Genomic DNA, 25,143 nt, shown 5'->3' on the forward strand with positions numbered 1-25,143 from the left:
CCGGTTCTCCGCTGCTGTCTCCTGCTATCTCCTGTTCTACGTCACTCGGTGAGCGAGCGCCCCATCAGCACGTCGTCCACGTACGTGCCGTCCAGCAGGAACTCCCCGGGCAGCACGCCCTCGACGGCGAACCCCTCCGACGCGTAGAGCTCACGGGCAGGGGTGTTGTGGCCCAGGACGCGCAGGGTCAGCCGCCGTGCGCCCTGGCGCCGGGACTCCTCGGCGGCGGCGCGCAGCAGGGCCCGGGCCACCCCCCGGCCCCGGGCGCGGCCGGCGACGGCGAGGCCCTGGATCTGGCGGACGTGGCCGTTGCAGTCGAGCCGGGTGGGCCGGACCAGGCGCAGATATCCGGCCACGCGGCCCTCGACCTCGGCCACCAGGTAGTACGCGGGCGGGTTGGCGGGGTCGAAGAACGGCGCGAACGGCGGCTCGGGCCGGGGCTGGACGGAGTGCAGCGGCGACCAGACCTCCCGGTCGAGCGCGGCGAGGGCGGCTTCGTCACTGAGGCGGGAGGGGCGTATGTGCGGCTCGTCCATGGGCCCACTGTGCCATCGGGACAGCGATGGGGAAGCATGGTTTCCGCTCCGGAGCGGGGCACCCTCCACCACCGGGAGAAGGCGTCATGCGGATCGCGATCACGGGCTCGACCGGGCTCATCGGTACGGCGCTGGGGCAGTCGCTGCGGGCCGACGGGCACGACCTGGTCCGGCTGGTGCGGCGCCCGGCGCGGGCCGGTGACGAGGTCGAGTGGGACCCGCAGCGGCAGTACGTGGACACGGCGGGCCTCGCCGGGTGCGAGGCGGTGGTCCACCTGGCCGGGGCGGGGGTCGGGGACCACCGGTGGACCGACGCGTACAAGAAGGAGATCCGCGACAGCCGGGTGCTCGGCACGGCCGCCCTCGCCGAGGCCCTGGCCTCGCTCGACGTACCGCCGAAGGTGCTGCTGTGCGGCTCGGCGATCGGCTACTACGGCGATACGGGCACGCGCGCGGTGGACGAGGAGGCGCCGCCCGGCGAGGGCTTCCTCGCGGGGGTGTGCGTGGAGTGGGAGGAGGCGGCGGCCCCGGCCCAGGAGGCGGGCATCCGTACGGTGTTCGCGCGCACCGGCCTGGTGGTGGCGCCCGGCGGGGGCGCCTGGGGCAGGCTCTTCCCGATCTTCAGGGCGGGGCTGGGCGGGCGGTTGGGCAGCGGGCGGCAGTACTGGTCGTTCATCTCCCAGCACGACCACACCGCCGCGCTGCGGCACCTGCTCGACACCCCGGAACTGTCCGGCCCGGTGAACCTGACGGCCCCGGAGCCGGTCACCAACCGCGAGGTGACGGCGGCGATGTCCCGCGTCCTGCGCCGCCCGGCGCTCTTCCCGGTCCCGGCCCCGGCGATCCGTCTGGTCCTGGGCGAGTTCGCCGAGGACGTCCTGGGCAGCCAGCGCGTCCTCCCCCACCGCCTGCTGGACTCGGGGTTCAGGTTCGCGTTCCCGGGGATCGACGGGGCGATCCGGGCGGCGACGCGGTAGGGGCGGGACGGCTACCGGGGAGCGCGGCGACCCGGTCGCGGTACGTCCGTACCGCCGCCGCGTCGCGGTACGGCTCCAGCCGCCGCTCGAAGTCCCGCACGTACTCGATCGCCCGCACCGACCGCATCTCGCTCGCCTGCTGCGCCGCCTCCGCGGCCAGCGCACAGGCCTGGTCGAGCTCCCCCAGCCCGAGCCGGGCACAGGCGAGCACCACCCGGCAGAAGAGCCGGGAGCGGGCGTACGCCGGGGCGCGCAGCTGCAAGGAGCGCTCGGCGTGCTGCGCGGCCGCCCGGTACTGCTGGAGATCCCGGTGGCAGTGCCCGAACTCGTCCGCCAGCTGCGCGTCGTCGAAGAACCGCGCCCAGTGCGGCACCTCGTCGCCCGGCCGGGCCGCCTCCATCGCCCGTTCCGCCCGCACCAGCGAGGCTGTGCACGCCCGGATCTCGCCGAGCACGCCGTGCCCGCGCGCCTCCACGGAGTGCAGCAGTGCCTGCACCACCGGCGGTGCCGAGGAGCCGACGCCCTGCTGGGCGACCCGCGCCAGCTGGACCGCCTCCCGGCCGTGGCCGAGGTAGACGGCCTGCCGGCTCATGGTGACCAGGACGTACGACCCGTACGCCCGGTCGCCCGCCGCCTGCGCCAGCCTCAGGGCCTGGACGAAGTACCGCTGCGCCAGACCGTGCGCGGCGATGTCGTACGAGGTCCAGCCCGCGAGGCGGGTGAGGTCGGCGGCGGCCGCGAAGAGCCTGCGGCCGATGTTCTCGCCGTAGCTGCCGCGCAGCATCGGCTCGGCCTCGTGCTCCAGATAGCGCACCAGGGCCTGGCGCGCGTGGCCGCCGCCGTAGGCGTGGTCCAGGGTGCGAAAGAGCTCCCCGACCGAGCGCAGGGCGGCGATGTCGCCGCTGGTCACGCGCTGTCCTGGGCCCCGGTCGGAGCTGCGCTGCCGGGGCACGCTGGGGCGGCCCTGGCTGGGGATGCGCGGCCCCGGGGCGGCGGCCGCCGCCTCGCCCGCGAAGCGCGGGGAGGGGTCGCCGTGGCCGACGCGTTCGTCGGCCCGCCCGATCAGCCAGTCCCGGCTGGGCACCACGAGACCGGCCGGGGTGAACGCGATCTTGCGCAGCTCGATATGGCTGCCGGAGTCCTTGCGCCACAGACCGCTGACGATGTCGACGGCCTCCTCCGGGGTCGCCGCGAACTCCAGCCCGGCGTACACCGGCGCACAGGCGTCGAGCCCCAGGTCCTGTGCCGAGAGTCTGCGCCCCAGGCGCCGGGTGAACACCTCGGCGATCAGCGCGGGCGTGGTGCCGCGTGGCTGCTGCCCGCGCAGCCACCTTGTCACCGACGTCTTGTCGTACCGCAGGTCCAGGCCGTGTTCTAGGCCGAGCTGGTCCACGCGGCGCGCTAGGCCCGCGTTGGAGAACCCGGCTTCCGCGATGAGCGCGGCGAGCTGGCGGTTGGGTGTGCGCTGCGCGGGTCGTTCCGTCATCAGCTGTGCGATCTCCTGCCTTCCGGGCCAAGCGGGCAGCCCTCATGGAACGGGGGGAATTTAGCGGTCAATACCGCCCTGACCGCCGCCTTCACCCCGCATTCATCCGATCGTGTGAGGAGGTGCCGTTTCTGCCCGCCGCACGCTGCCGTCGAACGCGGTCGTACAGTGGCTGGGGCGCATGTCTGCACTGGGTGAGGAGCCGGGCGTGAACGAGCTGCGATTTGTCCGACTGGGTTTCGGCGACGACGCGGTCGAGTACCAGGAGGCCTGGGACGAGCAGCGGCGGGTGCACACGGCCCGGTTCACCGACGAGATCCCGGACACCTGTCTGCTCCTGGAGCACCCGCCGGTCTACACGGCGGGCCGGCGCACGGACCCCAGCGAGCGCCCCCTGGACGGCACTCCGGTGGTGGACGTGGACCGGGGCGGCAAGATCACCTGGCACGGCCCGGGCCAGCTCGTCGGCTACCCGATCCAGAAGCTGCCGCGCCCGGTGGACGTGGTCGCGCACGTGCGCCGGCTGGAGGAGGCCCTGATCCGTACGGCCGCCGACTTCGGCCTGGAGACCACCCGGGTCGAGGGCCGCAGCGGTGTGTGGGTGCTCGGCGACCCGGTCGAGCAGCGCCCCGGGTTCGGCGGCCTCGCCCTCGACTTCGACCCCCGGCTCACCGACGACGAGTTCGACCCGCGTCTGAACGGCCCGGAGTACGCTCCCTCCAACGCGGGCCAGCGCCGCGAGGACCGCAAGCTCGCCGCGATCGGGATCCGCGTCGCCAAGGGCGTGACCATGCACGGCTTCGCGCTGAACGTGAACCCGGACAACACCTGGTTCGACCGGATCGTGCCGTGCGGCATCCGGGACGCGGGCGTGACGTCGCTCTCGTACGAACTGGGCCGCGAGATCACGATCGCCGATGTCCTGCCGGTCGTCGAGAAGCACCTCAAGGACATCCTGGAGCACGCGGAACTGGCGCCCAGGGAGATCGAGCGGGTTACCGCCTAGTACGCCCCCGGCGCACCCGGGATCGGGAATGCGCCCCTCTGGCCATGGGTTGGCCAGACGTAATGCCACACAAATAACGGGCGTACCCTGGTGTCCGCCGAAGAATCGAAGTCATAGGGAGCACGTCGTGTCCGCAGTCGCACCCGACGGACGCAAGATGCTGCGCCTGGAGGTCCGGAACAGCCAGACCCCCATCGAGCGCAAGCCCGAGTGGATCAAGACCCGGGCGAAGATGGGCCCCGAGTACACCAAGATGCAGGCCCTGGTGAAGGGCGAGGGGCTGCACACGGTCTGCCAGGAGGCGGGCTGTCCCAACATCTTCGAGTGCTGGGAGGACCGCGAGGCGACCTTCCTCATCGGTGGCGACCAGTGCACCCGGCGCTGCGACTTCTGCCAGATCGACACGGGCAAGCCCGAGGCGCTGGACCGCGACGAGCCCCGCCGCGTGGGCGAGTCCGTGGTCACCATGGACCTGAACTACGCCACGATCACCGGCGTCGCCCGCGACGACCTGGCGGACGGCGGCGCCTGGCTGTACGCGGAGACCGTGCGCCAGATCCACGCGCAGACGGCGGACCGCGCAGAGGGCCGCACCAAGGTCGAGCTGCTCGCGCCCGACTTCAACGCGGTGCCCGAGCAGCTGGCCGAGGTCTTCTCGTCCCGCCCCGAGGTCTTCGCGCACAACGTCGAGACCGTGCCGCGGATCTTCAAGCGGATCCGCCCCGGCTTCCGCTACGAGCGCTCGCTCGACGTCATCACCCAGGCGCGCGACTACGGCCTGGTGACCAAGTCGAACCTGATCCTCGGCATGGGCGAGACCCGCGAGGAGGTCAGCGAGGCGCTCCAGCACCTGCACGACGCGGGCTGCGAGCTGATCACCATCACGCAGTACCTGCGGCCGTCGGTGCGCCACCACCCCGTGGAGCGCTGGGTGAAGCCGCAGGAGTTCGTGGAGCTCAAGGAGGAGGCCGACGAGATCGGCTTCTCCGGTGTGATGTCGGGCCCGCTGGTCCGCTCCTCGTACCGCGCGGGCCGGCTCTTCCAGCAGGCGATGGAGCGCCGGGGCGCGAAGGCGGCGACGGAGGACGCGGTCGGCGTGTGACCCTCCGTACCGGGCAGCACGTGTGAATTCGCGCACAAGGTACTACCGGCCGGTAATGGCCGATTCGACGCGGTCCTTACATCCCTCGCAGGTAGGGGGTGCGTGAGGGCCGCGTCAGCGTTTTACCGGGTCGCGTCAAGGTTTCATTGGCGTTTGACCGTTCGGACACGCCCTGGTAACACCAGTCAGTGACGCTGTCTTCACGCACCGCGCACGCTCCCCCGGCGTGCGCCCGCGTGCACGCCCCCGCGCTGTTCCCGTCCTAGGGAGGACCTCACGATGCAGTCCGCGACGACCGTACGCGCCACCGCGCTCCCGTCCGTCACCGACGCACTGCGTGCCATGGAGTCCTTCCTGATGGCCGCGGGCCAGCGCACGGCCCGCCGCAACGCCTGGACGGCGGTCCTCGAAGACCGCCGCAGGGCCAAGGACAGGACCGAGGCCCAGGACGTACTGGAGGCCGTGGCTAGCCGTCGGTCCTAGGCCACGTAAACTTCGGTTTATGGCGAGGAAGGAAAACGCAGACACTACTGCGAACCCCGGGCGACTGAAGCAGATCGCCCTGACGTACAAGATGACCCGCAAGGCCGACTCGAAGGTCGGTCTCGTCGTCGCGGCAGTGGGAATCGTCACCTTCGGTGTCTTCCTCGCGCTCGGGTTCTGGATCGACCACCCCTTCTACCTGGGCATTCTCGGCTTCCTGCTGGCCTTCCTCGCCATGGCGATCGTCTTCGGACGCCGTGCCGAGCGCGCTGCCTTCGGGCAGATGGAAGGACAGCCGGGGGCCGCGGCCGCGGTGCTCCAGAACATCGGCCGCGGCTGGACGACGACCCCGGCGGTGGCGATGAACCGCAGCCAGGACGTCGTGCACCGGGCGGTCGGCAAGGCCGGCATCGTGCTGGTGGCCGAGGGCAACCCGAACCGCGTGAAGTCGCTGCTGGCGGCCGAGAAGAAGAAGATGGCGCGGATCGTGGTGGACGTCCCCGTCCACGACGTTCTGGTCGGCGACGGAGAGGGCCAGGTGCCCTTGAAGAAGCTCCGCACCACGCTGCTGAAGCTCCCCCGTGTGCTGGCGGGACCGCAGGTCACCGCGGCCAACGACCGGCTGCGGGCGATGGGCGACCTGATGAGCAATATGCCGCTTCCCAAGGGGCCGATGCCCAAGGGGATGCGGATGCCGCGCGGCGGAAAGGCGCGCTGACGCTCCGCCGATGGCGGACGGGAAGGGGCCCGGCGGAACCGAGAGGCCGATGGCGGACGGGAAGGGGCCCGGCGGAACCGAGAGGGTCCGCCGGGCCCCCTCCCTTTGTTTCCCGTGCGGCGGAACCGAGAGGTTCCGCCGGGCCCCTTCCTTTGTTTCCCGTGCGTGTGCGGTGTTCCCGTGCGTGCCTGGTGCCCGGTGCTTCCCGTGCGTGTCCGGGTTGCCTAGATCCGGACCTGGATCGCTCGCGCCAGGCGGTCGTGGAGGCCTCGGCCGTCCCGGTCCCAGACCAGGGCCGGGATCGCCAGGCACAGCAGCACGCTGCGCAGCAGGGAGCGGAGGAAGCTCAGGCGGCCGCCGCCCTCGGCGATCAGACGCAGGCCCAGAAGGCGCTTGCCGGGGGTGGAGCCGACCGTTCCGACGGTCAGGATGCTCATCACCAGGAAGACGACGAGCGCCCAGTTGTTGGTGAGGTGGAGCTGGCGGTGCGCGAGCAGCCCGTATGCGATCAGGGCGCTCACCGACCAGTCGATGAAGATGGCGCCGAAGCGCCGACCCAGGGGGGCGATGGCGCCCGGCCCCTCCTCCGGCAGACCGAGCTGCTCGCCGCGGTAACCGAAGTCGACGCCCATCTCCTCGGCCGCCGCCTTGGGCCCGGAGAGCCACGATCCGATTGCTTGCCTGTTGTCCACACGTCCACGGTACCGGCCGGTGTACGGAGCCCGGCCCCCGGGATGGGACAGAGGCCCAGATTTATCCCATTTATACGGGTCTTGATGCGGCACCTACCGGGGCCCCGGTTAACTTGGGCGAAACAAACGGGTCACGCTTGAGAAATCCCGTCTGCCTATGGTCGGGTCCAGCGTGTGCCACCGCACTGGCCGCACCACGAGCTACAACCCCGTCTCCCCCGGACGGGAGTAGGAGGAGTTGGATGTTCCAGAACGCCGACGACGCCAAGAAGTACATCGCGGACAACGACGTCAAGATGGTCGACGTACGGTTCTGCGACCTTCCCGGCGTGATGCAGCACTTCACGATTCCGGCGACGGCGTTCGACCCGGCCGAGGAGCTGGCGTTCGACGGCTCGTCGATCCGCGGCTTCCAGGCCATCCACGAGTCCGACATGGCGCTGCGCGCCGACCTGTCGACCGCGCGCCTGGACCCGTTCCGCCGCGACAAGACGCTGAACATCAACTTCTTCATCCACGACCCGATCACGGGTGAGCAGTACAGCCGCGACCCGCGCAACATCGCGAAGAAGGCCGAGGCCTACCTCGCCTCGACCGGCATCGCCGACACGGCGTACTTCGGCCCCGAGGCCGAGTTCTACGTCTTCGACAGCGTGCGCTTCGCCACCGCGGCGAACGAGAGCTTCTACCACATCGACTCCGAGGCCGGCGCCTGGAACACCGGTGCGGTCGAGAACAACCGCGGCTACAAGGTCCGCTACAAGGGCGGCTACTTCCCGGCCCCGCCGGTCGACCACTTCGCCGACCTGCGTGCCGAGATCTCTCTGGAGCTGGAGAAGTCCGGCCTCCAGGTCGAGCGCCAGCACCACGAGGTGGGCACGGCCGGCCAGGCGGAGATCAACTACAAGTTCAACACGCTGCTGGCCGCGGCCGACGACCTGATGCTCTTCAAGTACATCGTGAAGAACGTCGCGTGGCGCAACGGCAAGACCGCGACCTTCATGCCGAAGCCGATCTTCGGCGACAACGGCTCGGGCATGCACGTCCACCAGTCCCTGTGGACCGGCGGCGAGCCGCTCTTCTACGACGAGCAGGGCTACGCGGGCCTGTCGGACACCGCCCGCTACTACATCGGCGGCATCCTCAAGCACGCGCCGTCGCTGCTGGCCTTCACCAACCCGACGGTGAACTCGTACCACCGTCTGGTCCCCGGCTTCGAGGCCCCGGTCAACCTGGTCTACTCGCAGCGCAACCGCTCCGCCGCGATGCGTATCCCGATCACGGGCTCGAACCCGAAGGCGAAGCGCGTCGAGTTCCGCGCCCCGGACCCGTCGTCCAACCCGTACCTCGCCTTCTCGGCGCTGCTCCTCGCGGGCCTCGACGGCATCAAGAACAAGATCGAGCCGGCCGAGCCGATCGACAAGGACCTCTACGAGCTCGCCCCCGAGGAGCACGCGGGCGTCGCCCAGGTCCCGACCTCCCTCCCGGCGGTGCTGGAGGCCCTGGAGGCCGACAACGAGTACCTCCAGGCCGGTGGCGTCTTCACGTCCGACCTGATCGAGACGTGGATCGACTACAAGCGCACCAACGAGATCGCCCCGATCCAGCTGCGCCCGCACCCGCACGAGTTCGAGCTGTACTTCGACCTCTAAGCCCGACCGGGTGCCACACGCTTGAGAGGCCCTGCCGCTCCCTTCCGGGGGGCGGCAGGGCCTCTGGCATGTGGGCGTACCCGGACGCGATACGGACCCGAACTCGACCTCCCCGGCCCCCTCTTGGCAAGATCGGGCAGCCGCCGATCAGGTGGCGACCCGATGGGGTCCGATTAGGTCCGGTCGGGGCCGATCGGGTCCGGTCACGTTCGAGAGGAACCCCCTTGCGTTCGCGCCCCGCGCTCCGCAGTGCCGCCCTGGCCGCCGTCGTCTTCGCGTCGGGGCTCACCGCCCAGGCCGGTACGGCCGCGGCCGACGACCCCGTGCCGCTCAGGACCGAGGCCGTCTTCAACAATCCCGTCGGGACCGCCGCCGAGCAGCAGGCCGTCGTGGCGCGGCAGGTGGAGCTCATAGCCGGGGCGCCCGCGGGGGCGCGGATCCGGCTGGCCATGTTCTACGCCGACGACCCGGCCCTGCCGGACGCGCTCGTCGCCGCCCATCGGCGGGGTGTCGAGGTGCAGGCGGTCTTCGACGAGAAGGCCGTGGGCATGGCCCCGTACAAGAGCCTGCTGGCGGAGCTCGGTGGGGACACGGCCAAGGGGTCGTGGGTGATGAGCTGCGGGGCCGCGCGCGGATGCGTCGGTACGCGGGCGCTCGGGACCGTCGACGCCATCAACCACAACAAGTTCCTGCTGCTCTCGCGGACCGGCTCCACCCCGGACGTCGTCGTCCAGTCCTCCGCCAATCTGCACCTCGGCCGCGACGGCACCAAGGGCTGGAACAACGCCCTGGTTCTGGTGGGGAACGAGGGCGTTTACGCCGCCTACAACGGGTACTTCGACGATCTCAGAGCGCGGCGGGCCAACAACGACTACTACCGCACCGGGCGGCCCCCCGTCGCCTCCGGCAACGCCAAGGCGCACTTCTATCCGCGCGCCGAGAGCAACGGCTCCCCCTACGACGACCCGTCCGAGGACACCGTCGCCACCGTGCTCGACAACGTGAAGTGCTTCGGCAACGCCAAGTACGGCACGACCGACAACCACCGCACCCGGATCCGGGTCAGCATGACCATCTTCAGCCGCCCCTACCTCGCCGACCGGCTCGCCGAGCTCGACGCGCAGGGGTGCTACGTCGAGGTGTCCGAGACGTACAACCCGGACAGCGCGCTGGAGACGCAGTCGCTCCAGACGCTGCTGAAGAAGACGTCCAGTGTGTACGGCGGGGTCATCGCCCGGTACTACTGCCAGGCCGACTCCACCTGGATCCACGACAAGTACCTGCTCGTGGAGGGGAACTACTACAACACCCCGGACCGCAAGGTCCTGTGGACCGGCAGTCACAACTGGAGCGGGAACTCACTGCGGCAGAGCGACGAGACCATGCTCCAGCTGGAGGACGGCGGCGTCTTCGACGCGTACGTCGCCAACTTCAACCAGCTGCGGGCCGCGACCACGCATCAGCCCGCCAACGGGGCCGCCGCCACCTGCTGAGCCGGCCGGGGGGAGAGGGTGCCGCGCCCCGGTTTCCCGGGGGCGCGGCACCCGTGCCGTCAGCGGCCCGAGCGGATCAGCGCGCGGACCATCCGGCACGTCGTGTCCGACGGCGGGTGTATGCCGATCAGCTCCGCCGTGCTCCGGATCTTGCGGTCGGGCGCGTGCTCCGGCTGGTACACCCCCGTGTCGAGCAGCGCGATGGCCAGGCGCATCGCCTTGAGGCGCCTGTTGTGCGTCTCGTACCACACCCGCGGGCGACCGGCGGGGAGCGGCACCTTTCTGAGGGTCAGCAGGGACAGCTGTTGCGGAGCGCGCGAAGTCAGTACGGCAGCGGCCATGGGCATCCTCCTGGGCGGTCGGGAACCCTCTCGAACTGCCTCAATTTTACTGCCCGGCACTGACAATCGCCGCTGGCGGAAGGGTCTTTGAGCAGGTCACAGACGTCTCGGCGGTACCGTGTCCCCCATGGAGATCTGGATCAACCCCGCCTGTTCCAAGTGCCGCGGCGCCGTCGACCTGCTGGACGCGGAGGGCGCCTCGTACACCGTCCGGCGCTATCTGGAGGACGTGCCGTCCGAGGACGAGATCCGGGCCGTGCTGGAGCGGCTCGGCCTCGAACCGTGGGACATCACGCGCACCCAGGAGGCCGACGCCAAGGAGCTCGGGCTCAAGGAGTGGCCGCGCGAGGCCGGCTCGCGCGGGCGCTGGATCGCGGCGCTCGCCGCGCACCCCAAGCTGATCCAGCGCCCGATCATCACGGCGGACGACGGTACGGCGGTGGTGGGCCGCACCGAGGAGGCGGTACGGGACGCGCTCTCCCGGTAAGGCCCGCCGGGGGCTAGCGCACCCGCTCGTCCGTCCCCGCCACCTTGCGCGCGGTGACGTTCAGCCGGTTCCAGGTGTTGATCGTGAAGATCAGCGCCAGCAGCCCGCCGAGCTCCTGCTCGCTGAACTCCTCGGCCGCCTCCTCGAACACCTCGTCGCTCACCTCGCCGTCCGCGATCAGCGTGACCGACTCGGTGAGGGCGAGCGCCGCGCGCTCCTGCGGCGTGAAGAAGTGCGGGGCCTCGCGCCACACGCCCACCATGTGCAGGCGCTCCGGGTTCTCGCCCGCCTTGTGCGCGTCGCTGACGTGCATGTGGAGGCAGTACGCGCAGTTGTTGATCTGCGAGGCGCGTATCTGCACCAGCTCCACCAGGGCGGGGTCGAGGTGCTCGGTGGCCGCGATGTTGAGGGCGATGATCGCCTTGAAGGCCTTCGGGTTCGCCTTGGCGAAGTCGATCCGTACGGGGTTGCGGGTGGCCGCCAGGGCGATGTTCTCGTTGATGCCGGTGGTCTTCGGGGCGATCTGCGTCGTCGTCATGATCATTAATCTACGGGGGCGGGCGACCGGCCCACAGGTGCATTTCCCCGGTAGAAAGATGGGTCAATTCCGCCGGGTCCCGAGGCCGGTCCGCCCCGTTTCGTTGTCATACTTCTGGTCGGTTTGTTTCGTACTTGACGGGGAGGATTCGCCCGAAAACCTCGCCTACCTTGGAGGCTTCCCCCCCGACCGCTGGAGCCCCCATGCAGCAGAACTGGTTGTTCGGCGGCGTGTACGGGACGGTGCTGAGCAGCGCGCTGCTCGCGGCGCTGCACAGCGAGGGCACGCCGTACACCCCGTTCTACGACGCCGCCTGGATCCTGGTGACCGCAGGCACCGCCGCGCTCGCCCACGCCTACGCCCACCACATGTCGTCCCACCGGCAGAACGGGGGCGCCCGGCGCTGGCGGCGGCTCGGTGTCACCCTCGCCGACGAGTGGCCGGTGATCATCGCCTGTATGCCCACCGTGCTGCTGCTCGTCGTCTCCGGGTTCGCGGGGTGGGCGGAGCGCGATGTCACCGGCGCCGGGCTGCTGCTCAACACGGCGCTGCTGTTCGGCTGGGGCACGTTCGCCGCGCTGCGGGAGGGCTACCGCAAGCGGTCCGCCGCGCTCATCGGCGGCGCGGACGCGGCGATCGGGCTGATCATCGCGGGGGCCAACGCCGTCATCAAGTGACCGGGGCGGTCAGCGGTCGTCCTTGCCCAGCTGCCGCTCCGCCTCCGCCAGCACCTCCGTCACGCGCGCCCCGAACGCCGCGTCGCACGGATGCGGCACCCCGTCGCGTACCGCGTGCAGCAGCGCGTCGAGCGCCGCCGCGAGCGCCTCCTCCACCCCGCCCGACTCCGGCATCGCCACCACGCCCGGCTCGCCCAGGAACTCCACGCCCACGCCCGCCGCGGCCGGGGGCGCCGTGAAGCCGAGGGTCGCCGTGGCGGAGGCGCCCGAGGCGTGGCGCAGGACGAGGTGGACCGTGTCGCCGGGGCCGGGCGCGGCCGTCACCCGGGTCACCTCGCCGAGCACCGGCACCAGGACCGACAGGGCGTGCGGGCCGACGTCCCAGAGCGCGCCCTTCTCCCGGCGCCAGGGCGAGGCGGCGTACGGGCTGGGCGCGGCGCCCGGGGTGAAGAGCGTGCCGAGCCAGTGCGCGCGACCGGTGAACCAGCCCTCAAGACCGGCCTGGTCCGCGATCCACCCGGCCGGGCCGGGGGCGAAGCGCAGGGTGAAGAAGACCACCGAGGCGACCCCTGCCCGCCCTGCCGCGTCCGCGACCTCGCGCGCGTGGCCGGGGTCCGTGGCGACCGGCTTGTCGAGCAGCAGATGGCACCCGGCCCGCGCCGCCCGTACCGCCAGCGGCGCCTGTACGTCCGGGGGCAGCGCGAAGGCGACCGCGTCGCACGCCGCGAACAGCGCGTCCACGTCGTCGTACACGGGGACGGCGTGCTCGGCGGCGAGCGCGGCGGCCGCCTCGGGGCGGCGCCCCCAGACACCGGCGAACTCGACGTCCGGGTGCGCGGCGAGCGCGGGCGCATGGGCGGCGACGGCCCACGGGCCGGTGCCGAGGAGTCCGATGCGAAGGGGGGCGGGGCGGGCTGCGGTACCGGATGCGTCGGTCATACCGGCCAGTGTGCTCGGCCGTACCGGCCGGTGTACCGGGGGTTACGAACGAAACCTGAGTAACACGTGGTTCACAAACGGGCAACGGACGGGAAATCCCGGGATGTGAGGCTGCCCGCAACAGCCTCGGACGCCCCGCACGGCACCGACGGCCCCGCCGCACCGCGGCTCCCGCACCACCAGCAGCTCCCGCAAAGGATGGCTTCCGTGACGTTCAAGGCTGAGTACATCTGGATCGACGGCACCGAGCCGACCGCCAAGCTCCGCTCGAAGACCAAGATCATCGCGGGTGTGCCGGACGGTACCGAGCTGCCGGTGTGGGGCTTCGACGGCTCCTCCACCAACCAGGCCGAGGGCCACGCCTCCGACCGGGTGCTGAAGCCGGTCTTCTCCTGCCCCGACCCGATCCGCGGCGGCGACAACCTCCTCGTCCTGTGCGAGGTCCTGGACATCGACGGCACGCCGCACGCGTCCAACACGCGCGCGCTGCTGCGCCCGCTCGCCGAGCGCTTCGCCGCGCAGGAGCCGATCTTCGGCATCGAGCAGGAGTACACCTTCTTCGACGGCGCCCGTCCGCTGGGCTTCCCGGTCGGCGGCTTCCCGGCCGCCCAGGGCGGCTACTACTGCGGTGTCGGCGCCGACGAGATCTTCGGCCGCGAGATCGTCGAGAAGCACCTCGACCACTGCCTGGCGGCCGGTCTGAGCATCTCCGGCATCAACGCCGAGGTCATGCCGGGCCAGTGGGAGTTCCAGGTCGGCCCGGTCGGCCCGCTGGAGGTCTCGGACCAGCTGTGGATCGCGCGCTGGCTGCTCTACCGCACCGCCGAGGAGTTCAACGTCTCCGCGACGCTGGACCCGAAGCCGGTGAAGGGCGACTGGAACGGCGCGGGCGCGCACACCAACTTCTCCACCAAGGCGATGCGCGAAGAGCGTCAGGGCTGGGCCTCGATCATCACCGCGTGCGAGGCGCTCGGCGAGGGCTCCAAGCCGCTGGACCACGTCAAGAACTACGGCGCCGGCATCGACGACCGCCTCACCGGTCTGCACGAGACCGCCCCGTGGGACCAGTACAAGTACGGCGTCTCCGACCGCGGCGCCTCGGTGCGCATCCCGTGGCAGGTCGAGGTGGACAAGAAGGGCTACATCGAGGACCGCCGCCCCAACGCGAACGTCGACCCGTACGTCGTGACCCGGCTGATCGTCGAGACCTGCTGCACCGGTCTGGAGAAGGCCGGCCAGGTCTGAGCCGGCCGCACCCGTCCCGGAGGGCGTCCACCGCACACGCGGTGGACGCCCTCCGGGCTTTGCGGCAGGGCGAGTTCCGGTCACCCTGCGCCAAGGTTCCGTATCAGTGGGTGGGAGGGCACTGCTCGGCGCCGGGAGCATCTGGTTCAATAAGCACATGGCCAGCCTTCCGAACCCCGCGACAGGTCGCAGCGACCTGGAGCCGTTCTGGCCGTCTCGTCAGGATCATGACTTCGACCGGGTGTGTTGCCGCGCGATGAACGCGCCGGCCCTCTAAAGCCTCCCCTCATCGAAGGCCTTCGGCCCGCGCGCAACGACGTACGTCCCTGCCGACGACTCCGCGCGAAAGAGCTGACCTCTCATGGCGAACGCCCCTACCTTCTCCGCCTCCGCTGCGACCGCTGCCCGCCCCGCTCCCGTACCCTTGGGACGGCATCGACTCCGTGCCGTCGACCGCGACGAGGTGGCCGCCACCGGCACGGTCGTCGACTTCCTTCCGCCGGGCGCCACTTGGCTGCCCGCGCCCCAGCACACCCTGCCCGCGCTGCCCGGCCGGCCGCCGATGGTCGGCTATCTGGTGCTCGTCCCGGCCGACCAGCAGCCGCTGCTCGCCGCCGCGTCCCACCCGGTGGTGGCCGAGGAGCCGGAGGCGGAGACCGTCGGCGACGAACTCGTGCGCATCGACACGGTCCGCCGGACCGCCGAGGTCGACGGGCGGGTGCTCGACCTCACGTACCTCGAATTCGAGCTGCTCGCCCATCTGGTGGCGCACCCTCAGCGGGTGCACACCCGCGACCAGTTGGTGACCACGGTGTGGGGGTACGGCCACGTCGGCGACGGCCGCACCGTGGACGTCCACGTCGCCCGGCTGCGCCGCAAGCTGGGCACCCGCCACCGCGACGCGATCCGGACGGTCCGCCGGGTCGGGTACAAGTACGCACCCTGACCCGCTCGCGCACCGCATCCGGCGCCCCCGGCACGCTTCGTCCGTGCCGGGGGCGCCCTCGTGTACGGCCGGGCTCGCGGCGGAAGGCAGGATACGAGGTCAGGGGGTGTTGCCAGGTACACCCCCGCTGGGGGGACCGGCCCCGTGACCGCACCCTCGCGGGGCGGCGAGACTGGGGTCCGCAAGCACGCGGGGCCCTTGAAGGGGGACGACGACGATGGTGACACGCATCAGGGCGGGACTGCTCGCCGGTGGCCGGGGGTTCGGCCTGGCGACGAGCTCGATGGCCGTCGGGATCCTCCTGTTCACCCTGACCGTCGTCTCGATCTCCTTGATCCCGATCGGCGTCGGTGTCATCACCACCCCGGCCGCGCTCGACGCGGTACGGGCGTACGCCAACCGGCGCCGCTCCCTCGCCCAGGAGTGGCTGGGGATGGAGATCGCCGTGCCGTACCGCTCGCTCCCCCGCGAGCAGCGGGCCGGGCTGCCCGGCGCGGTCGAGCGGTGCGGGCTGCTCCTGAAGGACCCGGCGACCTGGCGCGACCTGGAGTGGCTGTTCGCCGACATGACGGCGGGCGCCCTCATCGCCGTGCTGGCGCCCGCGCTGCTCCTCTACAGCGTCTGGGGCACGGTGCTGGCGGCGGGCGTCTGGGAGCCGATCGACAACGCGGGCGGCGGCCTGTGGTTCACCTTCGTCCACATCACCTCGCAGTCCACGGCCAATCTGGCGGCCGTCCTCGGTTTCGTGTACGCCTTCATCGGCCTGTTCGTGAACCCGGCCCTGATCCGGGCCGACTTCGCCATCGCCAGGTCGCTGCTCTCCCCCACCCGCGAGCAGGCGCTCGCCCTGCGGGTGGAGCGTCTGACCGAGACGCGGCACGACGCCGTGGACAGCTCGGCCGCCGAGCTGCGCCGCATCGAGCGCGATCTGCACGACGGGGCGCAGGCGCGGCTCGTCGCCGTGGGGATGAGCCTGGGCACGGTCGAGGCGCTGATCGAGAAGGACCCCGCGCAGGCCAAGGCGCTGCTCGCCAAGGCGCGCGAGTCCTCGGCCGAGGCGCTGACCGAACTGCGCGACCTGGTCCGGGGCATCCACCCGCCGGTCCTCGCCGAGCGGGGCCTGGGGGACGCGGTGCGCGCCCTCGCGCTGCGGCTGCCGCTGCCGGTCGAGGTGGACGTGGCGCTGCCCGCCGGGCGTGCCGAGGCGCCGGTCGAGTCGGCCGCGTACTTCGCGGTCAGCGAGCTCCTCACCAACGCGGTCAAGCACGCCGGGGCCGACCGGATCTGGGTCGACCTCAGCTACGAGAACCGGGCGCTGCGCATCTCGGTCACGGACGACGGGCGGGGCGGGGCACGGGGCACGGGTGGGCGGCGGGTCCGGGCTGAGCGGCCTGGAGCGGCGACTGGGTACATTCGACGGCGTCCTGGCCGTCAGCAGTCCCGTGGGCGGCCCCACCATGGTGACCATGGAGATTCCTTGCGCGTTGTCCTAGCCGAAGATCTCTTCCTGCTCCGCGACGGGCTCGTACGGCTTCTGGAGGCGTACGACTTCGAGATAGTCGCGGCGGTCGAGAGCGGGCCCGAACTGACCAGGGCGCTGGCCGAGTCGGCCCCGGACGTGGCGGTCGTCGACGTACGGCTGCCGCCCACGCACACCGACGAGGGCCTGCAGTGCGCGCTGGCCGCGCGGCGGGCCCGGCCGGGGCTGCCGGTCCTGGTCCTGTCGCAGCACGTGGAGCAGTTGTACGCGCGCGAGCTGCTGGCCGACGGGAACGGCGGGATCGGCTATCTGCTGAAGGACCGCGTCTTCGACGCGGAGCAGTTCGTGGACGCGGTGCGGCGGGTGGCGGGGGGCGGCACGGCGATGGATCCGCAGGTGATCTCGCAGCTGCTGTCCCGCAAGGTGCGGGAGTCGCCGGTGGCCGGGCTCACTCCGCGTGAACTGGAGGTCATGGAGCTGATGGCCCAGGGGCGGTCCAACGCGGCGATCGCCCAGCAGCTGGTGGTGACGGAGCGGGCGATCGCCAAGCACACGTCCAACATCTTCGCGAAGCTGGGGCTGCCGGTCTCCGACGACGACAACCGGCGGGTGCTGGCGGTGCTGGCTTATCTGGAGCGGGGCTGAACGCTTCGCGGGTGCGGTGCGTGCCGGGCGTCGGGGCGCAGGCGGGGGTTCAAAGACAGGTTCTGAGGGGCAGCCCGGGGCGCGAGGGGCTCCACGGACGGCCCCCAGCCCCGTCGTCCACGCGTGGATGGCGCGGGACGCGCCCCCCGGCGGGTTAGCCTGGCCGGACCATGAACCCTGTGACCACGCCCTGGGGCGAGTACGAGCTGACCCGTTTTCCCGAGGACCCGCGCGACCAGCTGCGGGCCTGGGACGCCGCCGACGAGTATCTGCTGCGGCACCTGGAGAACACGGACCTCTCGGGGGCCGTGGTCGCCCTCGGTGACCGGTGGGGCGCCCTGACCACCGCCCTCGCGGCCCGGGGCGCGGGCTCGCTCACCCAGATCAGCGAGTCCTTCCTCGGCCAGGAGGCGACCCGGGCGAACCTGGCGCGGGCGGGGGTGGCGGAGGACGCCGTCACACTGCTCTCCACCCACGACGAGCCGCCCGCCCGGGTGGACGTGCTGCTGGTGCGCGTACCGAAGAGCCTGGCCCTCCTGGAGGACCAGCTGCACCGGCTCGCGCCCGCCGTGCACGCGGGCACCGTGGTCGTCGGCACCGGCATGGTGAAGGACATCCACACCTCCACGCTCAACCTCTTCGAGCGGCTCCTCGGCCCGACGAAGACCTCGCTGGCCGAGAAGAAGGCCCGGCTGATCTTCTGCGAGCCGGACCCGCAGCGGGCCCGGCCGGTGAACCCGTGGCCGCTGACGTACTCCCTGGAGATGGGCATCGGCCCGGCCTCCGGGCTCGCCGTCACCAACTACGCGGGCGTGTTCTGCGCCGACCGCCTCGACATCGGCACCCGCTTCCTGCTCCAGCACATGCCCACGCGTACGGGCCCGGACCGGGTCATCGACCTCGGCTGCGGCAACGGCATCGTGGGGACGGCGGCGGCGCTCGCCAACCCCGCGGCGAACGTGGTGTTCACCGACGAGTCGCACCAGGCGATCGCCTCGGCGCGGGCCACCTTCCGGCTCTGCGCGGGCGCGGCCCGCGAGGCCGACGCCGAGTTCCGCCTGGGTGACGGGCTGAGCGGGTTCCCGCCGGGCACGGCCGACCTGGTGCTCAACAACCCGCCGTTCCACACCCATCAGGCCACCACGGACCGCACCTCCACGCGGATGTTCACGGACGCGCGCGAAGCGCTGCGCCCGGGCGGCGAGTTGTGGGTGGTCGGCAACCGGCACCTGGGCTACCACCTCAAGCTGGAGCGGCTCTTCGGCAACAGCGAACTCATCGCCAGCGACCCGAAGTTCGTCGTGCTGCGCGCGGTCAAGCGCTGACCTGTGTTCCTGGAGATACCTACGAATTAGTCGGGGCGTTGAACGCCCCACGCGCCCCATGCGTATGGAACGACGCGCTGCTTCAAGCGAAGGAGTTCCATGGGACGCTCAATACGAAAACGGCCGACCTTCCCCCGGCGGATGACGATGGCCGCCGCGGCACTCTTCATCGGTGGGGGCGGCCTTGTCGCGGTGAATGTGTACGCCTCGGCCAGTGACGACCCGGGGAAGGCCCAGACCCGGGCCGCCCCGGTGTCGAATGTGTCGACGATCGACTGCCCGGATGTGTCCAACAGTCTCCCGGACGTGCCGGATTCGGCCCGCCCCGAGGTGGACCGGGAGCTGGCCGCCATTGATACGCAGATCACCGACGCATACGAGAAGTTCGCCTCGAACAAAGACCGTGTCGACCGGGATCCCGGCTATGCCCAACAGGCTGTACTGGATCCGCTGAAGGACAAGCGGACGGCGTCGCTCGACCGGATCACGGTGGCCGTCGGCCGCAGTGGCGGGCAGCGGCCGCAGGCCATGCAGGGGCTCGCACCCTGCACCCTGCGCGCGGATGACAACGGCACGGGCGGCCAGGGAACCGGCCAGGCGGCCGGGCAGATTCAGGGTCAGAACCAGCAGCAGGGCCAGGGGCAATGGCCTGGTCAGGACCAGAACCAAGGCCAGAACCAGGGCCAGAACCAAAGTCAGGGCCAGGGACAGAACCAGGGCCAGGGCCAGAACGTCGGCAACGGCCCCTCGAAGAGGGACTTCGTCGACATCCGGTCCGTACGGCCGAACGTTCAAGCCCCCCGCACCCAGCGCAACGGCTCGACGGGGCTCTTCACCAGCAGCTGCGGCGTGAACCAGAACGCCAAACGGAACCCCGACAACGTCATCGTCGCGCCCGGTGTGAGCAATGGCGCCCACCATATGCACGACTATGTCGGAAACCAGGCGAACGACGCCTTCGCCAGCGACGCCGATCTGGCCAATGGCGGTACGAGCTGCCGCAATCAGGGCGACAAGTCCACGTATTACTGGCCCGTGGTGCGTCTGCAGAACGGCCAGAACGAGAACGACGCCAACGCGGACGGCGGCGGCAAGGACAAGAACGTCGGAAAGATCCAGACGCCCGTCCAGGTCACCATCAAGTTCGCCGGAAATCCGGTCAGCAAGGTCACCGCGATGCCGCGTTTTCTGCGGATCATCACCGGTGACGCCAAGGCCTTCACCAACGGCAACGCGAATGCCAACGCGTCCTGGAGCTGCACCGGATTCGAGAACCGCCAGCTCAAGGACAAATACCCGATCTGTCCCCAGGGCAGCAAAGTCGTCCGCACCTTCAATTTCCAGAGCTGCTGGGACGGAAAGAACACGGACAGCGCGAACCACCGGACGCACGTCGCCTTCACCGGCAGGAACGGTGCGTGCCCGCGCGGCTTCAAGGCGATCCCGCAGTTGCAGCAGCGGATCGTGTACGCCGTGCCGCCGGGCCCCGGATTCGCCGTCGACTCGTTCCCCGAGCAGCTCCACAAGCCCGTCACCGATCACGGTGACTTCATCAACGTCTTCAGCGACTCGCTGATGAGGAAGGCGGTGACCTGCATCAACACGGGGCGCAGCTGCGCCTGACAGCCAGGGCGCGCACGCGCCTGGAAACCCGCTCCCCCTGATTGGCTCCCCCGGGTCACCCCACCCGGGGGAGCATCCCCTGCGCGGTCAGCTCATGTGGTGGTGTCCGGAATGGTTGGTCCCGGTCTCGACACTCCCACCGAGCCGGCCGCGCAGCGCGTTGACCACGTTCTCGTCGCCGACGGCGACCCACTTGCGGCCCACCAGATAGGCGCCGCCGTAGTCCTTGGCGCCGTTGATCCACTCCCGCTGGCCGCGGTCCGTGGCGAAGGTCGCCAGGACGTAGCGGCCGTCCGCGGTGTCGCAGTTGGCCTGCCGCAGCTCGGCCGCGTTGGTGGAGATCTTCGGCTTGCAGGCGGCCTGGGCCGCGATCTGTTCGAGGGTTCCGCCGGCTGTCTTCGGCGCGTCGTGGCCGCCCCCGCCGCAGCCCGCGGCTAGGGTCACGACCGCGGCCGCCAGGGCCGTTCGTACAAGGGTGCGCATACCTCCATCGTGCCTTCAACCACCCCCTTCCCGTGGGCATTTGGCCATTTCAGTGGCCCCGTTGCCCGATACCCGCCCCGCCGTTAACGTGCGCTCCGCACGCGCCTGTTGTCACCCCAGCGACACGAGGAGCGTCGAGCCCATGGCCGAGCAGTCGAGCCCTTCGAACCCTTCCAGACGTACGGTGCTGAGCACCGCGGGAGCCGTCGGCGCCGGGGCCGCCGTCGGGGTGGTGACTCCCGCGCACGCGGCCCCGGCACCCTCCGCGGTTGCACCCCCGCTTGACACCGGGCCCGCCCGGGACGCGCTCGTGCGGCTGCTGCCCGGGCACGCCGACCAGGTGCGGCTGACCGCGCTGCCCGACGGCGGCCCCGACCGCTTCCGGGTGACCGGTTCGGGCGGGCGCGTCGAGATCGCCGCCACCGGCCCGGCCACCGCCCTGACCGGGCTGCACTGGTACCTCAAGTACACCTGCAAAGCCCATCTGACCTGGGCGGGGAGCCAACTGGACCTGCCGGGTCGGCTGCCCGCGCCCGAGCGGCCGGTGGAGCGCGCCGCCACCGTCCCGCACCGGTTCGCCCTCAACGACACCCACGACGGCTACACCGGCCCGTACGCCGACTGGCCGCGCTGGGAGCGGCTGATCGACGTGCTGGCGCTGCACGGCTGCAACGAGGTACTGGTGACGCCCGGTCAGGAAGCCGTCTACCACCGGCTGTTGCTCGATTTCGGGTACACCGACGAGGAGGCCCGCGCCTGGCTGCCCGCCCCCTCGCACCAGCCGTGGTGGCTGCTGCAGAACATGAGCGGATACGGCGGCCCGCTCTCCCCCGCCCTGGTCGAGCGGCGCGCCGAGCTGGGCGCGCGGGTCACCGCCCGGCTGCGCGAGCTGGGGATGCGGCCGGTGCTGCCGGGCTACTTCGGGACGGTCCCGGACGGCTTCCCCGACCGGAATCCGGGCGCCCGGGTGGTGCCGCAGGGCGGCTGGAACGGGCTGCGGCGCCCGGACTGGCTCGACCCGCGCACGGAGGTGTTCCCGCAGGTCGCGGCCGCCTTCTACCGCCACCAGGAGGAGCTGTTCGGCGAGGCGCGGTACGTCAAGATGGATCTGCTGCACGAGGGCGGCACCCCGGGCGACGTGCCGGTCGCCGACGCCGCCCGGGCCGTCGAGAAGGCCCTGCACACCGCCCGGCCCGGAGCCACCTGGGTGATACTCGGCTGGCAGAACAACCCCCGCCCGGACGTCCTGGCCGCCGTCGACAAGTCCCGGATCCTGATCGTCGACGGCCTCTCCGACCTCGCCACGGTCACCGACCGCGAGAAGGACTGGGGCGGCGCGCCGTACGCCTTCGGCACCATCCCCAACTTCGGCGGCCGCACCACGCTCGGCGCCAACACCCACCGCTGGACGGGGAAGTTCACCGAGTGGCGCGACCGGCCGGGCAGCACCCTGGCCGGCACCGCGTACATGCCGGAGTCCGCCGAGCGCGACCCCGCCGCCTTCGAGCTGTTCAGCGAGCTCGCCTGGCGGGCCGAGCCGGTGGACCGCGAGGACTGGTTCCGTACGTACGCGGACGTGCGCTACGGGCGCGAGGACGGCCACGCGCGCGAGGCGTTCGCCGCGCTCGCCGCCACCGCCTACCGGCTGACCACCGCCGACGGGCGGCCCGTCGACTCGCTCTTCACCCGGCGGCCCTCGGTCACCGCCTCCGTCACCACCGCCTTCGAGTCGGCCCGCTTCGACCGGGCCTTCGCCGAACTGCTGGCCGTACGGCCCTCGCTGCGCGGCTCGGACGCCTACGCGTACGACCTCACCGATATCGCCCGCCAGGCGCTCGCCGACCGCTCGCGGCTGCTGCTGCCGCAGCTGCGGACCGCCTACCAGGGCAAGGACCGGGCCGCCTTCGGGGTGCTCAGCGCGCTGTGGCTGAAGCTGATGCGGCTGGCGGACGAGATGGCGGGCTGCCACCGGGCGTTCCTGCTCGGGCCCTGGCTGGAGGACGCCAAGCGGTTCGCGACGAGCCCGCAGGAGGCGCTCCGGCTGGAGTGGACGGCACGGACTCTGATCACCACCTGGGCGGACCGTCCGGCGGCGAACAACCTCAGCAACTACGCGGACCGCGACTGGCAGGGCCTGCTGACGGACCTTCACTTCCCGCAGTGGCGAGCCTACTTGGACGAGCTGGCCGACGCCCTGGCGGCCGGGCGGGCGCCCAGGGCCTTCGACTGGTACGTGGGCGAGGAGGCGTGGACGCGGGAGTCGGGCGCGTATCCGGTACGGGCGACCGGCGACCCGTACCGGACGGCCCTGCGCGTCCACGACGCCCTCGCGAGCGCCCCCTACCAGGGGGCCGTGACCGTCACCGCCGACCCCGTGAGCTTCACGCCCGGCTCCACCGGCACGGTGACGGCGGTGCTGCGCAATCTCAACGGGCTGCGGGCGACCGGCCGCGTCGACTTCGCGCTCAGCGGGCTCGACGCCGAGCCGGAGGGCGCCACGCGTCTGCGGCACATCCCGGCGGCGGGCGAGGGCTCGGTGCGCTGGCGGGTGCCCCCCGTCACGCTTCACCCTCCCGCATCGGCACCCGCACGCCCCGCTCGTCCGCGACCGACTCCGCGATGTCGTATCCGGCGTCGACGTGCCGGATGACGCCCATCCCGGGGTCGTTCGTCAGTACGCGGCGGATCTTCTCGCCCGCCAGCGCCGTGCCGTCGGCCACCGTGACCTGGCCCGCGTGGATGGAGCGGCCCATGCCGACGCCGCCGCCGTGGTGCAGGGAGACCCAGGACGCGCCGGAGGCGACGTTCACCATGGCGTTCAGGAGCGGCCAGTCCGCGATCGCGTCGGAGCCGTCCAGCATCGCCTCGGTCTCGCGGTACGGGGAGGCCACCGAGCCGCAGTCGAGGTGGTCGCGGCCGATGGCCAGCGGGGCCGCCAGCTCGCCGGACGCCACCATGTCGTTGAAGCGCTCGCCCGCCTTGTCCCGCTCGCCGTAGCCGAGCCAGCAGATACGCGCGGGCAGGCCCTGGAAGTGGACGCGCTCGCCCGCCATCTTGATCCAGCGGTGCAGCGACTCGTTCTCCGGGAACAGGTCCAGGATCGCCTTGTCGGTCTTGTGGATGTCGGACGCCTCGCCCGACAGCGCCGCCCAGCGGAACGGGCCCTTGCCCTCGCAGAAGAGCGGGCGGATGTACGCGGGGACGAAGCCGGGGAACGCGAACGCCCGGTCGTACCCGGCCAGCTGGGCCTCGCCGCGGATCGAGTTGCCGTAGTCGAAGACCTCGGCGCCCGCGTCCATGAAGCCGACCATCGCCTCGACGTGCCGGGCCATGGACTCCCGGGCGCGGGTGGTGAAGCCCGCCGGGTCCTTCGCCGCGTACGCGGCCATGTCGTCGAAGTCGACGCCGACCGGCAGGTACGCCAGCGGGTCGTGCGCCGACGTCTGGTCGGTCACGATGTCGACCGGCGCACCCTCGGCCAGCATCTGCGGCAGCAGCTCCGCCGCGTTGCCGAGCAGGCCGATGGAGAGCGGCCGGCGGGCGTCGCGCGCCTCGACCGCCAGCTCAAGGGCGTGCCGCAGGTTGTCGGCCTTCACGTCGAGGTAGCGGTGCTCGATGCGGCGCTCGATGGCGCGCGGGTCGACGTCGATACAGATCGCGACGCCGTCGTTCATCGTCACGGCGAGCGGCTGCGCGCCGCCCATGCCGCCGAGCCCGGCGGTGAGCGTGATCGTCCCGGCCAGCGTCCCGTTGAACTTCTTCGCCGCCACGGCCGAGAAGGTCTCGTAGGTGCCCTGGAGGATGCCCTGGGTGCCGATGTAGATCCAGGAGCCCGCGGTCATCTGGCCGTACATGGTCAGACCCAGCTGCTCCAGGCGGCGGAACTCCTCCCAGTTCGCCCAGTCGCCCACCAGGTTGGAGTTGGCGATCAGGACGCGCGGGGCCCACTCATGGGTCTGCATCACACCGACCGGGCGGCCGGACTGGACGAGCATCGTCTCGTCCTGCTTGAGCGTGCGCAGCGTGCGCACCATCGCGTCGAAGGAGCGCCAGTCGCGCGCGGCCTTGCCGGTGCCGCCGTAGACCACGAGCTTGTCGGGGTGCTCGGCGACCTCGGGGTCGAGGTTGTTCTGGAGCATCCGAAGGGCGGCTTCCTGCTGCCATCCCAGGGTGGTCAGTTCCGTACCGCGCGGTGCCCGTACGGGGCGGGGTCCTGACATGGCGAGGCCTCCTCACGACGTGACTCAGATATTCACATCCTGTCTTTCT

20 protein-coding genes and 4 pseudogenes are annotated in these 25,143 nt (G+C 71.3%); 16 read left to right on the top strand and 8 right to left on the bottom strand.

The window, feature by feature from the left end:
• Window positions 1-41: 41 nt before the first annotated feature.
• Entirely contained in the window at window positions 42-536 is a 495-nt protein-coding gene (locus tag A8W25_RS08595) for a GNAT family N-acetyltransferase (protein WP_067158342.1), read from the bottom strand.
• A gap of 86 nt (window positions 537-622) precedes the next feature.
• Here A8W25_RS08595 and A8W25_RS08600 point away from each other — a divergent pair, with 86 nt between their 5' ends.
• A complete protein-coding gene (locus tag A8W25_RS08600; protein ID WP_067158344.1) occupies window positions 623-1,513 on the top strand; it encodes a TIGR01777 family oxidoreductase in 891 nt (296 codons plus the stop codon).
• A 19-nt stretch (window positions 1,514-1,532) separates the two neighbouring features.
• Here the strand turns inward: A8W25_RS08600 and A8W25_RS08605 are convergent.
• Window positions 1,533-2,999, bottom strand: a pseudogene (locus tag A8W25_RS08605) (regulator); the annotation flags it as partial.
• 208 nt (window positions 3,000-3,207) lie between these two features.
• On the opposite strand from A8W25_RS08605, the gene lipB reads away from it, so the two are divergent.
• From lipB to A8W25_RS08625, 4 genes are all read left to right on the top strand, one after another.
• On the top strand, window positions 3,208-4,005 hold the full coding sequence (lipB, locus tag A8W25_RS08610; RefSeq protein WP_067158346.1) for a lipoyl(octanoyl) transferase LipB: 798 nt from the start codon (window positions 3,208-3,210) through the stop codon (window positions 4,003-4,005).
• Between the two features lie 127 nt (window positions 4,006-4,132).
• Window positions 4,133-5,107 (top strand): lipoyl synthase, encoded by a 975-nt coding sequence (gene lipA, locus A8W25_RS08615; protein WP_067158348.1) that lies wholly within the window; start codon window positions 4,133-4,135, stop codon window positions 5,105-5,107.
• A gap of 279 nt (window positions 5,108-5,386) precedes the next feature.
• Entirely contained in the window at window positions 5,387-5,590 is a 204-nt protein-coding gene (locus tag A8W25_RS08620; protein ID WP_067158350.1) for a hypothetical protein, read from the top strand.
• Between the two features lie 19 nt (window positions 5,591-5,609).
• A complete protein-coding gene (locus tag A8W25_RS08625; RefSeq protein ID WP_067158352.1) occupies window positions 5,610-6,308 on the top strand; it encodes a DUF4191 domain-containing protein in 699 nt (232 codons plus the stop codon).
• Between the two features lie 224 nt (window positions 6,309-6,532).
• On the opposite strand, the gene A8W25_RS08630 is transcribed toward A8W25_RS08625, so the two are convergent.
• On the bottom strand, window positions 6,533-7,000 hold the full coding sequence (locus A8W25_RS08630; protein ID WP_079125904.1) for an RDD family protein: 468 nt from the start codon (window positions 6,998-7,000) through the stop codon (window positions 6,533-6,535).
• 242 nt (window positions 7,001-7,242) lie between these two features.
• Between A8W25_RS08630 and glnA the strand changes: the two genes are divergently transcribed.
• Window positions 7,243-8,652 (top strand): type I glutamate--ammonia ligase, encoded by a 1,410-nt coding sequence (glnA, locus tag A8W25_RS08635; RefSeq protein ID WP_067158356.1) that lies wholly within the window; start codon window positions 7,243-7,245, stop codon window positions 8,650-8,652.
• Window positions 8,653-8,876: 224 nt separating this feature from the next.
• Entirely contained in the window at window positions 8,877-10,145 is a 1,269-nt protein-coding gene (locus A8W25_RS08640; protein WP_067158358.1) for a phospholipase D-like domain-containing protein, read from the top strand.
• Between the two features lie 59 nt (window positions 10,146-10,204).
• Here the strand turns inward: A8W25_RS08640 and A8W25_RS08645 are convergent, their stop codons facing one another.
• The gene (locus A8W25_RS08645; protein WP_067158360.1) at window positions 10,205-10,486 is read right to left on the bottom strand and encodes a hypothetical protein; all 282 of its coding nucleotides are present in this window, start codon (window positions 10,484-10,486) and stop codon (window positions 10,205-10,207) included.
• A 127-nt stretch (window positions 10,487-10,613) separates the two neighbouring features.
• Here A8W25_RS08645 and A8W25_RS08650 point away from each other — a divergent pair, with 127 nt between their 5' ends.
• Entirely contained in the window at window positions 10,614-10,973 is a 360-nt protein-coding gene (locus A8W25_RS08650; RefSeq protein ID WP_067158362.1) for an arsenate reductase family protein, read from the top strand.
• Window positions 10,974-10,986: 13 nt separating this feature from the next.
• Here A8W25_RS08650 and A8W25_RS08655 read toward each other — a convergent pair whose 3' ends face one another.
• Entirely contained in the window at window positions 10,987-11,511 is a 525-nt protein-coding gene (locus A8W25_RS08655; protein ID WP_079125906.1) for a carboxymuconolactone decarboxylase family protein, read from the bottom strand.
• 203 nt (window positions 11,512-11,714) lie between these two features.
• On the opposite strand from A8W25_RS08655, the gene A8W25_RS08660 reads away from it, so the two are divergent.
• On the top strand, window positions 11,715-12,188 hold the full coding sequence (locus A8W25_RS08660) for a hypothetical protein (protein WP_067158364.1): 474 nt from the start codon (window positions 11,715-11,717) through the stop codon (window positions 12,186-12,188).
• Window positions 12,189-12,197: 9 nt separating this feature from the next.
• On the opposite strand, the gene A8W25_RS08665 is transcribed toward A8W25_RS08660, so the two are convergent.
• A complete protein-coding gene (locus A8W25_RS08665) occupies window positions 12,198-13,127 on the bottom strand; it encodes a Gfo/Idh/MocA family protein (RefSeq protein ID WP_067158366.1) in 930 nt (309 codons plus the stop codon).
• 207 nt (window positions 13,128-13,334) lie between these two features.
• On the opposite strand from A8W25_RS08665, the gene glnII reads away from it, so the two are divergent.
• The 6 genes and pseudogenes from glnII (at window position 13,335) to A8W25_RS08695 (ending at window position 20,391) form a co-directional block, all read left to right on the top strand.
• The gene (gene glnII, locus A8W25_RS08670; RefSeq protein ID WP_067158368.1) at window positions 13,335-14,372 is read left to right on the top strand and encodes a glutamine synthetase; all 1,038 of its coding nucleotides are present in this window, start codon (window positions 13,335-13,337) and stop codon (window positions 14,370-14,372) included.
• Window positions 14,373-14,733: 361 nt separating this feature from the next.
• The gene (locus tag A8W25_RS08675; protein WP_067158369.1) at window positions 14,734-15,318 is read left to right on the top strand and encodes a winged helix-turn-helix domain-containing protein; all 585 of its coding nucleotides are present in this window, start codon (window positions 14,734-14,736) and stop codon (window positions 15,316-15,318) included.
• A 217-nt stretch (window positions 15,319-15,535) separates the two neighbouring features.
• Window positions 15,536-16,811 (top strand): annotated as a pseudogene (locus tag A8W25_RS08680) (sensor histidine kinase).
• 50 nt (window positions 16,812-16,861) lie between these two features.
• Window positions 16,862-17,443, top strand: a pseudogene (locus A8W25_RS33900) (LuxR C-terminal-related transcriptional regulator); the annotation flags it as partial.
• Between the two features lie 179 nt (window positions 17,444-17,622).
• Window positions 17,623-18,768, top strand: coding sequence for a methyltransferase (locus A8W25_RS08690; protein WP_067158373.1), 1,146 nt, complete (start codon window positions 17,623-17,625; stop codon window positions 18,766-18,768).
• Window positions 18,769-18,867: 99 nt separating this feature from the next.
• Window positions 18,868-20,391: a DUF1996 domain-containing protein gene (locus A8W25_RS08695; protein ID WP_067158375.1), complete on the top strand. Its 1,524-nt coding sequence runs from the start codon at window positions 18,868-18,870 to the stop codon at window positions 20,389-20,391.
• A gap of 87 nt (window positions 20,392-20,478) precedes the next feature.
• Here the strand turns inward: A8W25_RS08695 and A8W25_RS08700 are convergent, their stop codons facing one another.
• Window positions 20,479-20,874 (bottom strand): hypothetical protein, encoded by a 396-nt coding sequence (locus tag A8W25_RS08700; RefSeq protein WP_107470640.1) that lies wholly within the window; start codon window positions 20,872-20,874, stop codon window positions 20,479-20,481.
• Between the two features lie 142 nt (window positions 20,875-21,016).
• On the opposite strand from A8W25_RS08700, the pseudogene A8W25_RS08705 reads away from it, so the two are divergent.
• A pseudogene (locus A8W25_RS08705) lies at window positions 21,017-23,479 on the top strand (alpha-N-acetylglucosaminidase); the annotation flags it as partial.
• Here the strand turns inward: A8W25_RS08705 and hutU are convergent.
• On the bottom strand, window positions 23,433-25,094 hold the full coding sequence (gene hutU, locus A8W25_RS08710; RefSeq protein ID WP_067158377.1) for a urocanate hydratase: 1,662 nt from the start codon (window positions 25,092-25,094) through the stop codon (window positions 23,433-23,435). The pseudogene A8W25_RS08705 and the gene hutU overlap by 47 nt on opposite strands.
• Window positions 25,095-25,143 lie beyond the last annotated feature (49 nt).

It is taken from the genome of Streptomyces sp. ERV7 (genome assembly GCF_001653515.1).
Lineage (GTDB): Bacteria > Actinomycetota > Actinomycetes > Streptomycetales > Streptomycetaceae > Streptomyces.

What these genes read in the sequence shown, in the direction of transcription:
- A8W25_RS08595 (WP_067158342.1), bottom strand. Translation starts at nt 536, where the DNA reads ATGGACGAGCCGCACATACGCCCCTCCCGCCTCAGTGACGAAGCCGCC.
- A8W25_RS08600 (WP_067158344.1), top strand. Translation starts at nt 623, where the DNA reads ATGCGGATCGCGATCACGGGCTCGACCGGGCTCATCGGTACGGCGCTG.
- A8W25_RS08620 (WP_067158350.1), top strand. Translation starts at nt 5,387, where the DNA reads ATGCAGTCCGCGACGACCGTACGCGCCACCGCGCTCCCGTCCGTCACC.
- A8W25_RS08625 (WP_067158352.1), top strand. Translation starts at nt 5,610, where the DNA reads ATGGCGAGGAAGGAAAACGCAGACACTACTGCGAACCCCGGGCGACTG.
- glnA (WP_067158356.1), top strand. Translation starts at nt 7,243, where the DNA reads ATGTTCCAGAACGCCGACGACGCCAAGAAGTACATCGCGGACAACGAC.
- A8W25_RS08645 (WP_067158360.1), bottom strand. Translation starts at nt 10,486, where the DNA reads ATGGCCGCTGCCGTACTGACTTCGCGCGCTCCGCAACAGCTGTCCCTG.
- A8W25_RS08650 (WP_067158362.1), top strand. Translation starts at nt 10,614, where the DNA reads ATGGAGATCTGGATCAACCCCGCCTGTTCCAAGTGCCGCGGCGCCGTC.
- A8W25_RS08655 (WP_079125906.1), bottom strand. Translation starts at nt 11,511, where the DNA reads ATGACGACGACGCAGATCGCCCCGAAGACCACCGGCATCAACGAGAAC.
- A8W25_RS08660 (WP_067158364.1), top strand. Translation starts at nt 11,715, where the DNA reads ATGCAGCAGAACTGGTTGTTCGGCGGCGTGTACGGGACGGTGCTGAGC.
- A8W25_RS08665 (WP_067158366.1), bottom strand. Translation starts at nt 13,127, where the DNA reads ATGACCGACGCATCCGGTACCGCAGCCCGCCCCGCCCCCCTTCGCATC.
- A8W25_RS08675 (WP_067158369.1), top strand. Translation starts at nt 14,734, where the DNA reads ATGGCGAACGCCCCTACCTTCTCCGCCTCCGCTGCGACCGCTGCCCGC.
- A8W25_RS08695 (WP_067158375.1), top strand. Translation starts at nt 18,868, where the DNA reads ATGGGACGCTCAATACGAAAACGGCCGACCTTCCCCCGGCGGATGACG.
- A8W25_RS08700 (WP_107470640.1), bottom strand. Translation starts at nt 20,874, where the DNA reads ATGCGCACCCTTGTACGAACGGCCCTGGCGGCCGCGGTCGTGACCCTA.
- hutU (WP_067158377.1), bottom strand. Translation starts at nt 25,094, where the DNA reads ATGTCAGGACCCCGCCCCGTACGGGCACCGCGCGGTACGGAACTGACC.